This is a genomic window from Streptomyces sp. URMC 127 (assembly GCF_051386535.1).
Taxonomy (GTDB): domain Bacteria; phylum Actinomycetota; class Actinomycetes; order Streptomycetales; family Streptomycetaceae; genus Streptomyces.
Map to the genome: position 1 here is coordinate 1 of NZ_JBPQTW010000201.1, position 12,603 is coordinate 12,603.

The following is a 12,603-nucleotide window of genomic DNA, read 5'->3' on the forward strand; positions in this document are numbered from 1 at the left end:
GTTTCCGGGGCGTCGTCGGTGGGGCGGCGGTCCGGGGCGTCGTCGGCAGGTGACTCGGCTGCGTCGGCTGCGTCGACTGGTGCAGCAGGCTCGGGCGCCTCGTCCGCGTCGAGCACATCCGCGGGCTCGGGTGCGGCTTCCGCGGACTCGCGGGTGCGCTGCGGGTCGCCTGTGTTCTCCGGCGCCTCAGGCTTTACTGCCGCCTCGGGCTCCTCCGGGCACTCAGGTTTCTCCGGGTCCTCAGGTTTCTCCGGGTCCTCAGGTTTCTCCGGGTCCTCGGGGTCCTCGGGGTCTTCAGGCTCCTCGGGGTCTTCAGGCTCCTCGGGGTCTTCAGGCTCTTCGAGCTCCTCCGGGTCCTCGGGCTCTTCGGGGTCCTCGGGGTCCTCCGGGTCCTCAGGCTCCTCGGGGTCCTCCGGGTCCTCCGGACCATCGGGGTCCTCCGGGTCCTCTTCCGCGCCCTCAGGCTCCTCGGCGTCCCCAGGCTCCTCCGCGCCCTCGGGATCGTCCGCACCCTCCGGGTCTTCTACGTCTTCGGCCTCGTCGGCGTCTTCTATGTCCTCCGGGTCTTCGGAGTCTTCGGGGTCGTCGGCGTCTGCTGCGTCGTCTGGGTCTTCGGGGTCTTCCGGGTTCTCGGAGTCTTCCGGGTCGCCGGTGTCTTCTACGTCCTCCGGGTCCTCGGAGCCTTCCGGGGCGTCGGCGTCTCCTGCGTCCTCTGGATCCTCCGCATCCTCGGAATCCTCCGCATCCTCCGCGTCCGCAGGGCCTTCCGAGTCGTCTGAAGCCTCAGCGTCTTCAGGTTCTTTCGGACCTTCCGATTCTTCCGGGTCTCCCGCGTCCGTAGCGTCTTCCGAGTCCTCAGAGGCGGCAGTGTCGTCCGGCTCATCCGGGCCCTCCGCGGCCTCGGAGGCTTCCGCGCCCCCTTGGCCCTGCGAGCCCTCAGGGTCCTCGGCGTCCTCCGAGGCTTCCGAACCCTCAGACCCCTCAGATCCCTCTGACTCCGACTCCTCAGGCCCCTCCGGCTCTTCCGCCGCCTCCGGTTCCGCTGCCTTCTCCGGCTCCTCCGGCTCCTCCGGCTCCTCGGGCCCCTCGGGGCCCTCCGACTGCGTCGGCTCCGGCGCAGCGTCGGAGGCCTCGTTGCCGTCGGAGCCTTCGCCTTCGGCGGAAGGCTCGCCCTCGGGCGAGGGCTCACCCCCTTCCGCAGGCTCACCGGAGGCATCCGAGACGCCGGACGCATCCTCCGCCTCCGCCTCCGCCGGTTCCGGTGCGTCGTCGGACGCCTCGTTCCCCTCGGAGGCCGCGCCGGACTCGGACGGCTGCTCGGGGTCCTCAGGCGCGGAGGGTTCGGGCGCGTCCTGGGCCTCTGTGGGTTCCGGGGCCTCGTCCGCCCCGGATTCCGGGGACGGCGGTTGCTCGGGCGGCTCTTCCCTCTCCGCGGGGCGGTCGCTCACGACCCAGCTCCCGCACCCGCACCCGTACCCGCACCGGATCCCGCACCGGCACCGCCACCCGCACCGGCACCGCCACCCGCACCGGCACCGCCACCCGCACCGGCACCGCCACCGGCCCCCGCACCGCCACCCTCACCCACCCCCGCATGGCTGCGATAAAGCCGCACCCAGGGCAACGTCTTCCGCTTCCACGCCGACTGGGCCAGGTGGATGAAGACGCACGCGCGGTAGTCGCCCACGGCCTCCGCGTCCGCACCCGAAGGGGCCACCGCGTCGGCGATGTCCGCGACCCATTCGGCCGTGCGGGCCCACCACTCGGCCTGGGCGGCCGACGTCTTCGGATACTCGGCGACGCGCTTCTTCAGTTCGGTGCCGTGTTCCGGCCACACCGCCGTCGCCGCCCGCGAGCGGAACGTGCAGCGGTGCCGGCATCCCTCGCAGTCGGCGAAGGGGGCGAGCGCCGCGTCGACGTCCGGGGTGGCCGCCGCGAAGGCGCGGAAGCGGTCGGCCAGTTCCGTGTTGCCGGCGAGCGGCGCTCGCGCGACCCCGCTCTCCGCGGCGGCCTCGGCGCGTACGTTCGGCACCCGGATGAGGGCCGGCCGGTCGATGCCGTCGTGGTGGGCGAAGGCCTGGAACGGCTCCAGGGAGGACGCGTACCGCTCCTGGTCGGGGGAGAACCGCATCGTGCCGCCGATCAGCTCCCGGTCCGTGGCGGAGGGCAGGCGGTGCATGACCTTGAGGTTGGTGTTCTTGTACGCGTCCTCGACGAGCTTCTCCGGGACCTGCTCGACGATCACCAGGCCTTCCCCGTACTTGCGGTTCTCGGCGAGCGTGTTGGCGAAGGCCTGGGCCGCGCGCGCCTGGGCGTTGCCCTCCTTGCCGTCCCCGCCGCCTCCCGCGGGGCGCCCGAGCAGCCGGTGGGCCTCCTCGATGACGGTGACGTGGGAGAGGCCGTCGCCCCTCCGCGTCGCCTTGTAGTGCTCGGTCATGGTCTGCAGGATCAGCGCGGTGACGAGGGACTGTTCCTTCTCGTTGTCGCCGACGCCGGCCAGCTCGATGACGACCGGGCGGCCCAGCAGCTCCTCAATGGGGTACGAACGCGCGCAGTCCAGCGTGCTGCCGCAGGCGCCCTCCGCGAGGGATTCGGCCCGCAGCCGGGAGGCGGCGATGATGTTGTCCTTGACCTCGCCGGAGTACCCGAGCTGGTCGCACTCCTTGCGCATCTCGGCGATGAAGTCGCGCAGCGTGGGCCAGGACCCGGCGTGGGCGGGCGTGGAGACGTCGGTCGGAACGATGCCCTTCCGCGCGTACGTGTTGCGCAGGGCCCGCTGGTAGATGGCCGGCAGCGGGTCCCACAGGCCGAACGCCGCGTCGAAGCACGCGAGCAGCCCGGCGGTGTGGGTGCTGATCCGTACCCCGTGCGGCACCTCGAAGGGGTTCAGCCGGAACGGGGCCGTGTTCTCGTCGCCGACGGTGAGGACGAGGAGGTCCTCGAAACCGGGGCGGGTGGCGAGCCACCGGTAGTCGTCGAGCTCGGAGTTCACCGGCTCCAGCACGAGGAACGGCACCTTGTGGTCCCGCCACAGCTGCTGGCAGAAGGCGAGCGTCGTGTTGGTCTTGCCGGAGCCGGTCGTCCCGACGAACAGCGCGTGCCGGGAGAGGGACCCCAGCTCGACGCCGAGCGGACCCGCCGGCGTGCCGTGCACCAGCTGCCGGCCCAGTTCAATGGCCGGGCCCTTCGGCCGGTAGTCGGTCTCCAGGGCCATGTCGGGCCTGCGCACCGGGAAGCCCGGCATGTGCCCGTGCACGGCGAGCGGCAGCCGCAGCGCGGCGCCCGCCTCCCGCGCGTCGACCAGCTCGGACAGCAGCCGCAGCGGCGGCGACAGCGGTTCGGGCAGCTGCCAGCGCTGGTCGCCGCCCCAGCGGGCGTGCTCCAGCGTTGTGATCCCGGTCCACGCCGCCGCCAGCTCCGGCGGCGCCGGCCGTACCGTGACGTGCGCGGGACCGGTGAACGTCTCCGTCAGCGCACTGCCCTGACCGGGCCGCTCCTGCGGCGAGACCGTACTGCCGACGAGCTCGGCGAGGGACTCGGGAAGCGGGTTCGGGGAGGCGAGCGCGATGCGCAGGCGGAAGGCGCGGTCGGTGTAGCGGCGCGCGGCGTCCGCGTACACCTTGGCGGCGTCCACGGCGAAGGCGTCCGGGGCGAGCGGGGACGCCGGCCCCCACAGGCCCTCCGGCATCTGGCTGGGCGCCGCCAGCCGCCCGTAGTGGGTGGCGATCTGGTGCAGCATCGGCCCGAGGTCGCCGGGCACCACGTACGGTTCGAGGCCCACCGTCAGCATGAGCGGGTACGGGTGCGCCGCGAACGCCTGCCACAGCGCGTCCCACGGCGGCGCCGCCGCGGTGAACGGCTGCGGCGCGAGGTAGTACTGCACGCCCGCGTCGGGCCGGTTGGGCAGGCCCGTGCGGTAGCGCTTGCGGATCTCGGCCAGGCCGGCGGGGTCCGGGCTGAAGGGCGTGAGCCACCGCGCCACCTCGGCCGCGTCCTCGACCGGGGCGGTGTGCACGTGGTGCGGCAGCTGCCCCAGCCGGTCGCGGAGCGCGAGCACCGCGGCCACGGCGGACTCCTCCGCCGTGGCGCCCGCGCCGCCCGCAACGCCGCCTGCCGGGGCGTCGCCGCGCACCCGGGCGAGCAGGGCGCAGGAGATCCGCCGCTCGGCCGGGTCCGTCAGGTAGCGCAGTTCGATGCGGGCGTCGTGGCGGGTGTCCCACTGGCCCGCCAGCCAGGCCGCCTCCGCCGCGACCGCCTTGATCCGGCGCTCTTCCTCGGGCAGGTCGGCGTACTCGCGCGTCTCCGTGAGGTCGGCGGCCGCCTCGATACGGACGGCCGCCCAGGCCCACACCGACGTTCCGTCGCCGACGGTCAGGACGCCCGGGGGGAGCGTCCTGCCGGTCTGCTGGTGATCCATGCCGCTCAGCTGGTCCACGGGGAGGCGGGGCTCTGACCGCCGGCACCGCCGGGTGCCGCGGGCGGTGCGGGAGGAGCCATCGGCGCGGCCTGCGGCGCGGCCTGCGGTGCGGCCTGCGGTGCGGCCTGCGGGATGTGCTGCGGTACGGGCTGGGCCGGGGGCGCGGCGGGCATCGGCGGGGCGGCGACGGGCGCCGGAGCGGGCGCCGCGGGCTCCTCCACGCTCACGCCGAAGTCGGTGGCGATGCCCGCCAGGCCGTTCGCGTACCCCTGGCCGACCGCACGCACCTTCCACGCACCGGCCCGCCGGTAGACCTCCACGACGACGAGGGCGGTCTCCGTGCCCAGCCGGGGCGGCGTGAACGTGGCCAGGACCGAGCCGTCGTCCGCGTTGCGCACGGTGGCGGTGGGCTCGATGCCCGCGAACTGGCCCTGGGCGTCGGGGCTCGCCGTCACCACGATCTTTTCGATGCCGGCCGGGACGGCGGCGGTGTCCACCGTGATGGCGTCGGGCGCGCCGCCGGACGCGGCGCGGTGGGCCACGCCCGGCCCGGAGGGCTGGTTGTAGAAGACGAAGTCGTCGTCGGAGCGCACCTTGCCGTCGGCGGTGAGCAGCAGGCCCGACACGTCGAGCCGCACCGGGGCGGTGACGTCCACCGTCACGCGGGCGACGGAGAGAGGGATGTTCGAGCCGGGTGTCATAGCGGTCATGCCCCGGGTAACGAGTGGCCGGTCTTTGCGGTTCCATTACCGACCTCCGATACCGACCTCCGGAGTGATCCGGTGGTGATCCCGTTCTCGTCGCAGGTCAGTGCGGGTGCGGGTGCGGGTGCCAGCGCGGCGGCTCGGCGGCGCAGAACTCGCCGCCGACGAACGTGCGGCCGAGCTCGCCGCCCTCCCGCGGGGACCGCCGCTCCGCGGCGAGCAGGGCGGCCGCGTACGGCTCCGAATCGTCCTGGGGCTCGTAGCCGAGCGCGCGGGCGGAGGACAGGTCCCACCAGGCCCGGGTGTTGGCGGAGCTGCCGTACGCGACGGTGTGCCCGACGCCCTCGGCCGTGAGCGCGGCGTGCACGAGCCGCGCGCAGTCGCCGGGGCTCAGCCATACCGACAGCATGCGCACCGACACCGGCTCGGGGAGGCACGCGCCGATGCGCAGGGAGACCGTTTCGATGCCGTGCCGGTCGCGGTAGAGGGAGGCGAGGTCCTCACCGAAGCACTTGGAGAGTCCGTAGAGGGTGTCGGGGCGGTGCGGGGTCTCCACGGGCAGCGGCCGGCCGTCCTCGGCGGGCAGGGGCGTGAAGCCGACGGCGTGGTTGCTGGAGGCGAGCACCACGCGCGGTACGCCCGCCTCCCGCACGGCCTCGTAAAGGCGGTACGTGCCCTCGATGTTGGCGCGCAGGATGTCCTCGAACGGCGCCTCCAGGGGGATGCCCGCCAGGTGGACGACCGCGTCCACGCCGTCCAGCGCCGTGCGCAGCGCCTCGGCGCCGCCGGCGGGGTCGGCGAGGTCCGCGACGACCGCGTCCGGCGCGTCCGGGACGGGCCGGACGTCCAGCAGGCGGAGCCGGTGGCCGTGGGCCGGCAGCAGGGTGCGCAGGTGGGTGCCGATACGGCCGGCCGCGCCGGTGAGGAGGACGGTGCGGGATGCGGGCATGTCCGGGGCCTCCTGGAGTGCGGGACGAGGAGCGGAACCAAGCGGAGCCGGCTCCATCCGAGTATGCGGAGCGGCTCAATCCGATTATTCCGTTGGCGAGATGACGATCGTCACGAAATAACCACGCGGCCCACCCGGCTTTCACCCACCGGAAGCACCGCTGTCCCACTGAACCACAAGGAGCACTCATGTCGAACCCCGTCGCCGCGCAGGGAAGCGTCGTCCAGGGCACCGTCGCCAAGGGCTACGAAGGCGTGCGCGAGGCGTTCGAAGCCACCTTCGCCGAGGAGCGCGCCGGGCACTCCGCCCAGCTCGCCGCGTACGTCCACGGCGAGCAGGTCGTCGACCTGTGGGGCGGGCCCGGCATGGAGGCCGACTCCCTCACCGGCGTCTTCTCCTCCACCAAGGGCGCGGCCCACCTCGTCGTCGCCCTGCTCGTCCAGGAAGGCGTCCTCGACCTCGACCGCGAGGTGCGCCACTACTGGCCCGAGTTCGCCGCCGCCGGCAAGGAACACGTCACCCTGCGGGACCTCCTCGCCCACCGGGCCGGCGTCATCGGCACCGACGAGGGCTTCACCCTGGAGGAGCTCGCCGACGACCGCGCCATAGCCGCGAAGCTGGCCGGCCAGCGGCCCTTCTGGCGCCCCGGCACGGCCTTCGGCTACCACGCCTACGTCATCGGCGCCCTGACCGGCGAGGTCGTCCTGCGCGCCACCGGGCGGACCATGCAGGAGCTCTACGAGGAGCGCGTCCGCGCCCCGTACGGCCTCGACTTCTACATGGCCCTGCCCGAGGAGCAGGAGCACCGCTTCCTCACCACCCTGCCCATGGACCCGACGCCCGCCCAGACGCGCGCCCTGCAGGAGAACGCGCCCGGGCCGCACAGCCTGTTCGGCGTTGCCTTCAACCTCAACCACGCCGTGCCCACCGTCCTGGAGGAGCTGCCGAACCACCGCGTCATCCGCGCCGGCGGCCCCGCGTCCGTCGGCGGCACGGCGTCCGCGCGCGGGCTCGCCGGGATGTACGCGGCCGCCATCAGCGGACTCGGCGACCGGGAGGCGCTGCTGACGCCCGCGACGGCCGCCGAGTTCGCGCAGATCCACTCCGAGGGGCGGGACCTCGTCGCGGGCGCGTTCGGCGCGTTCGGGCTGGGCTTCGGCAACATGGCCGCGGAGAAGTTCCCCTTCCTCGGCGCCCGCGCCTTCGGTCACGGCGGGGCGGCGGGCTCCCAGGCCTTCGCGGACCCGTCGACGGGCCTGGCCTTCGGCTACAACCGCCGCCGGTTCGCTTACCGCGAGGAGAACGAGGCCCAGCTCACGCGGCTGGTCAAGGCCACGCACGAGGCGGCGACCCGCTGACGCGTTCACGCCGCGGCGGGGGGCCCACGGGGCCGGGGTCGCCGGGCACGGCCGGGGGCCGCCGTTGCGGGGGAAGATTCGCCGGTTGCGGCGCGGGCCGCGCGCCCTTGTCGGCCTGAGGCCTGTCGGGCACCGCCGGGTGGCGCTGTTGTGGCTGTTCGCCGTGGCGGCGGGAGGACTTGCCCGGGCAGGTCCGGTCCTCCGGGCGGGGGGTTTGCCTGGGTGCAGGTCGTGGTCCGGGCGTGTGCCTTTCTCTCCGCCGCGGCGGTGATCAGCCCGCACCGGGGTGTCCGGCGGTGCCGGGCCGGCCTGAGGCTTGTCGGGCACCGCCGGGTGCCGCCGTTGCGGCGGGAGGACTTGCTCGGGCAGGTCCGGTCCTCCGGGCGGGGGGTTTGCCTGGGTGCAGGTGGTGGTTCGGGCGTGTGCCTTTCTCTCCGCCGCGGCGGTGATCAGCCCGCACCGGGCTGTCCGGCGGTGCCGGGCCGGGCTGAGGCCTGTTGGGCACCGCCGGGTGCCGCCGTGGTGGCTGATCGCCGTGGCGGCGGGAGGGTTTGCCGGGCGAGCCCGTTCCTCCCGCGCGGCGGAGAGGTCTGCCTGGTGCAGGTTCGGTTTCGGGGGACGCCGCGTGGTTGCTGGGCGCTAGCCCAGTTCCCGCTGCGGCGGCGCGCACCCCCCGCCTCCGGACGGAGTCACGGCGCACCCCGTGTCAGCGGGGTGAGACGAAACCGCACTCGTACGCCGCGATGACCGCCTGCGTGCGGTTGCGGACGCCGAGTTTGGCCAGGGCGCCCGCGACGTGGGTCTTCACCGTCGCCGCACCGAGCACGAGCTCCGTGGCGATCTCCGCGTTCGACAGGCCCCGGGCCATCAGCCGCAGCACCTCCGCCTCCCGGTCGGACAGCTGCGCCCGCAGCCGCCCCGCCGCCGCCCGCGCCCGGCGCGCCTGCGCGTGCTCCGCCGCGAGGGCGCGCACGGCGGCGGGGAAGAGCAGCGAGTCGCTGCGGGCCACCAGCCGGACGGCCTGGACGAGTTCGTCCGCGCCCGCCCGCTTCAGCAGAAACCCGCTCGCGCCCGCGCGCAGCGCGTCGTACACGTAACTGTCGTTCTCGAACGTGGTGACGACGATGACCCGCGGCGGGTCCTCCATGCCGCCGCCGAGCAGCTGCTCCGTGGCGCGGATGCCGTCGACGTCGGGCATCCGCACGTCCATCAGGACGACGTCCGGCCGCAGTTCCCGGACGACGGAGACCGCCTCCGCGCCGTTCGTGGCCTCGCCGACGACCTCCAGGTCCTCCTCCGCGCCGAGGATCGCGCGCAGAGCCGTCCGCACCATGCGCTCGTCGTCGGCGAGCACGATCCGCAGGGGTGCCGCCGTCACCGGCCCGCACCCCCGCTCAGCGGCAGGCGGACGGCGAGCCGCCACACGCCGTCCCGTTCGCCCGCGCTGCTGCTGCCGCGCAGCAGCCGGGCGCGCTCGGCTATGCCCATCAGGCCGCGGCCCCCGCCGGTACGGCGGTGCGCGTGGCCGTGACCGTGGCCGCTGCCGTGTCCGTGCGCGTGTGTGCGGCCCTTGCCGGGCCCGACCGGATTCTCCAAGGCGACCTCCACGGCCTCGTCGTCCACAGTGATCCGCAGCAGGACGGGCACCCGGCCCGCGTGCCGCAGGGCGTTGGTGAGCCCCTCCTGCACGATCCGGTACGCCTCGCGGGAGACGACCGGCGGTACGCGTTCCAGGTGCGGCGGCGCGGCGAGGGTGACCGTGCCGCCGGCCGCCCGGGTGCGCTCCAGCAGTCCGTCCAGGTCGGCGAGGGTCGGGGCGGGCGCGGCGGAGGCGGCGCCGTCCTCGCGCAGCAGCCCCAGGACGGTGTCCAGTTCGCCGACCGCCTCGCGCGTCGTCTCCTCGATCGCGGCCAGCGCCTGCCGGGCGAAGTCCGGGTCGGTGTCGAGGACCTTGCGCGCCGCACCGGCCTGCAGCGTCACTGCGCTGAGGGCGTGCCCCACCGAGTCGTGCAGCTCGCGCGCCAGCCGGTTGCGCAGGGCCAGCCGCATGGCGTGCTGTTCGGCGGCGGCCAGCCGGTCGGCGGCCGTCGGCCCGAGCAGGACCGGCGCCCAGCGCGCGAGCAGTGCCCCCGCGCCCGCGGACGCCGCGGCGAGCAGGGTGAGCACCGCCAGCCCGGCGAGCGGCATGAGCAGCTGCCACGGCAGGGACAGGCCTCCGAGCCCGTAGGGGGCGTCCTCGCCGCCGGGTACGCCGGTGACCGGCAGGGCGATCAGCATCAGCGCGAACGGAGGCGTCGCCAGCGACATGCCGCTGAGGATGCCGCCGGCGAACAGGTGCAGGGTGTACCAGAGGGCCGTCCGCCCGCGCGCCGCCCACGAGTCGGCCGGGCCCGTGGCCAGCGCCTCCTCGGGCAGCCCGCACAGGGCCCGGGCCGCCGTGGACTCCAGCGTCCGCACCCACGGCACCAGCGCCGTCACGGCCGCGGGCACCAGCGCGAACGCGAAGACGCCCAGCTGCCGCCCGAGAGTGTCGGGGAACAGGATGTTCTGACTGCTGCCGGCGAAGACGGCCGACAGGGTGCTCGCCAGCAAGTAGTACGGCATCAGCAGCGCGCCGCCGAGCAGGAGGTGCACCCAGCGGAGGCGGGCACGGCGGCCCAGCAACGCGCGGGCACCGCGCCGCAGGGAATCCGTCACGGAGCGAGGCCCCCCGCGGCGGTGCGGGTTCCTGCGGCGGTACGGGTTCCCGCGCCGGTGCGGCTCCCCGTGCCGGTGCGGCTCCCCGCGGCGATACGGCCCGCGACCGCCGCGGGCGTACGCGCCGAGCGCGCGGCGAAGAAGCGCGCGCCCGCGACGAGGACCAGCAGACCGGTGATCACCTGCACAGCGTAGGTGACGGCCATCGCCGCCGTCGGCCCCCGTCCGTCGTCGGACAGGGCCGTCAGCATCGCCAGCAACTGCCAGCCGCCCCACGCGGCCGAGGCGGCCGAGCCGACGCCCGCCAGCAGCAACGGCACGCGCAGGGGCAGCCGGCTGCCCCTCTTCACGCCGGAGAGCAGCAGGGCGATGCCCGCGACCGTCGCGGCGGCGTAGAGCACGTAGCCCGACTCGACGGCCGCGAACCCGGCACCCTGCGTCCGGGCCACCTCCGGTGCCAGCCCCGCGGACCACCCGCACGCCCACAGCAGGTGCACCCCGCCGGGCACGACGGCCAGCACCGCCGCCACGGTCACCGCGGCCCGCTGACCGCGGCCCGCCGCGGCGGCCGCCGCCGGGTCGCCGGCAGTGCCCTGCCACAGGTGCCCCCAGCGGTCGCGGGCGTACAGCACGAACAGCGCCCCCAGGGCCAGCCCTTGGACGATGAAGCCGGTGTACACCACGCCGAACACCCACTCGTCCAGGAACGGCCGCTCGTCACCGCCCCCGGAACCGGCCGCCGGGCTGCTCCCGCCCAGCGCCCGGACCAGCAGCTGCACCGGAAAGCCGTACATGATGGGCGTCAGCAGCCCCACCGCGCCCCACATCGGCAGGAGCAGCAGCCACGCGGGAACGCGTCTGCCCCACGGGCGCGTCAGCAGCAGGGCGAGGACCACCACGGCGGCGTCCATCAGCACGGTCACGCCGTTCACCACGGCCAGCTCCGTGCCGGCATCCCGCAGGACGCTGCCCTCGGGGATGCCGGCGTGACTCCCCGACAGCCATGCGATCTTGAGGCCGAGGTAGGGCAGGCATGCGGCGATGGTCACCGCGCGGAGGGCGCGGCGTTTGGTGGCGTGGTCGTCCGGGACGGTCGTCGTCGTACTGGTCATGGGACCAGGGTTCCGGCCGCGGAGGCACCCGCGCGTCGGCCTGAGCGGCGGACCTCCTCCGCCGTGGGGTGGAGCGGCGTCTCCACCTTGCGTCCACCTCTGGTCCGTGGACGGCGCGATGAGCGCCGCGCATAGTGGGTGGATGGACGAGATGAGCACGACCATGAGTGCGGGGACAGGGACGGGGACCGGGACGGGCGCCGGGAGTCTCGCGCCCGAGGAGTTCGCTCCCGAGACCGTCTATTTGAACACCGCTGCCACGGGGCTGGTCCCCGAGTCGGCCGTCGCCGCCATGCACGAGGCCGCGACCGCGTACGCCCGGGGCCGGGCCGGCAGCGAGGACCACTTCCAGGTCGTGGACGGCGTCCGCGAGGCGTTCGCCCGGCTGGTGGGCGTGCCGGCGCGGCGGGTCGCCGCGGGGGGATCCGCCGCGGTCTTCTGCGGGCTCATCGCCCAGTCCCTGCCGGACGGCGCGGAAGTGCTCTGCGCCGAGGGCGACTTCAGCTCCCTGGTCAATCCGTTCCACGTCCGGCCCGGGCTGCGCGTCCGGACCGTCCCCCTGGAGAAGCTCGCCACGGAGGTCCGGCCTGGGACGGCCCTGGTGGCCGTCAGCGCCGTGCAGTCGGCGGACGGGCGCATCGCCGACCTGCGGGCGATCGGGGAGGCGGCGCGGGCGTACGGGGCCCGGACGCTCGTCGACATCAGCCAGTCCGCGGGGTGGCTGCCCACGGATGCCGGTGCCTGCGACTTCACCGTGTGCGTCGGCTACAAGTGGCTGATGGGGCCCCGCGGCACGGCCTTCCTCACCGTGCCCGAGGATCTGGGCGGCCTCACGCCCGTCTTCGCCGGGTGGGTGGCCGGGGAGGAGCCCTGGGAGAGCACGTACGGGCCGGTGACCGCGCTCGCCTCCTCGGCGCGCCGCTACGACCACAACCCCGCCCTCGTGTCGTACGTGGGGGTTCTTGCCGGGCTCCGGCTCGTCGAGGAGCTCGGGCCCGAGCGGATCGCGGCCCACGACGTCGCCCTTGCGGACCGCTTCCGCGCCGGGCTCGCCCGCCTCGGCCACCGGCCGGTGCCGGCGGACGGCTCCGCGATCGTCTCCGTCCCCGGCCTCGGCCCGGCCACGGGCCGCCTCTCGGAGGCGGGCGTCCGCGCGAGCACCCGCGCGGGGCACCTGCGGGTGGCGTTCCACGTCTACAACACCCCACGAGACGTGGACGCGGCCCTGACGGCCCTGTCCTGAGCGGGGCGCCTCCGGCGGGGTGCCAGTGCCGTACGGGCGGGTGCCGTTCCGGTGCCGTACGGGCCGGGGCGCGCTCGGCACCGCCGGGCACCTCCGTGGGGGTGGCGCGCCGGCCCGTACGGC

8 protein-coding genes and 1 pseudogene are annotated in these 12,603 nt (G+C 74.8%); 2 read left to right on the top strand and 7 right to left on the bottom strand.

What is annotated here, in order from left to right:
- The 4 genes and pseudogenes from ACSNOH_RS28280 to ACSNOH_RS28295 form a co-directional block, all read right to left on the bottom strand.
- A partial coding sequence (locus ACSNOH_RS28280) for a hypothetical protein (RefSeq protein WP_436724272.1) occupies positions 1-1,448 on the bottom strand: 1,448 nt, incomplete at its 3' end.
- The gene (locus ACSNOH_RS28285) at positions 1,445-4,417 is read right to left on the bottom strand and encodes an ATP-binding protein (RefSeq protein ID WP_436724273.1); all 2,973 of its coding nucleotides are present in this window, start codon (positions 4,415-4,417) and stop codon (positions 1,445-1,447) included. The genes ACSNOH_RS28280 and ACSNOH_RS28285, both read right to left, overlap by 4 nt.
- 38 nt (positions 4,418-4,455) lie before the next feature.
- Positions 4,456-5,127: pseudogene (locus ACSNOH_RS28290) on the bottom strand (TerD family protein); the annotation flags it as partial.
- Between the two features lie 97 nt (positions 5,128-5,224).
- Complete coding sequence (locus ACSNOH_RS28295) at positions 5,225-6,070, bottom strand: NAD-dependent epimerase/dehydratase family protein (RefSeq protein ID WP_436724274.1); 846 nt, start codon at positions 6,068-6,070, stop codon at positions 5,225-5,227.
- A 188-nt stretch (positions 6,071-6,258) separates the two neighbouring features.
- Between ACSNOH_RS28295 and ACSNOH_RS28300 the strand changes: the two genes are divergently transcribed.
- Positions 6,259-7,428, top strand: coding sequence for a serine hydrolase domain-containing protein (locus tag ACSNOH_RS28300; RefSeq protein ID WP_436724275.1), 1,170 nt, complete (start codon positions 6,259-6,261; stop codon positions 7,426-7,428).
- A 706-nt stretch (positions 7,429-8,134) separates the two neighbouring features.
- Here ACSNOH_RS28300 and ACSNOH_RS28305 read toward each other — a convergent pair.
- The 3 genes from ACSNOH_RS28305 to ACSNOH_RS28315 are packed head-to-tail and all read right to left on the bottom strand — an operon-like array spanning position 8,135 to position 11,237.
- Positions 8,135-8,806, bottom strand: a complete 672-nt coding sequence (locus ACSNOH_RS28305) for a response regulator (protein WP_436724276.1) — start codon at positions 8,804-8,806, stop codon at positions 8,135-8,137.
- A complete protein-coding gene (locus ACSNOH_RS28310; RefSeq protein WP_436724277.1) occupies positions 8,803-10,125 on the bottom strand; it encodes a sensor histidine kinase in 1,323 nt (440 codons plus the stop codon). The genes ACSNOH_RS28305 and ACSNOH_RS28310 overlap by 4 nt, the downstream gene beginning before the upstream one ends.
- The gene (locus tag ACSNOH_RS28315; RefSeq protein ID WP_436724278.1) at positions 10,122-11,237 is read right to left on the bottom strand and encodes a hypothetical protein; all 1,116 of its coding nucleotides are present in this window, start codon (positions 11,235-11,237) and stop codon (positions 10,122-10,124) included. The genes ACSNOH_RS28310 and ACSNOH_RS28315 overlap by 4 nt, the downstream gene beginning before the upstream one ends.
- A gap of 151 nt (positions 11,238-11,388) precedes the next feature.
- Here ACSNOH_RS28315 and ACSNOH_RS28320 point away from each other — a divergent pair, with 151 nt between their 5' ends.
- A complete protein-coding gene (locus ACSNOH_RS28320; RefSeq protein WP_436724279.1) occupies positions 11,389-12,480 on the top strand; it encodes an aminotransferase class V-fold PLP-dependent enzyme in 1,092 nt (363 codons plus the stop codon).
- The last annotated feature ends 123 nt before the right edge of the window (positions 12,481-12,603 follow it).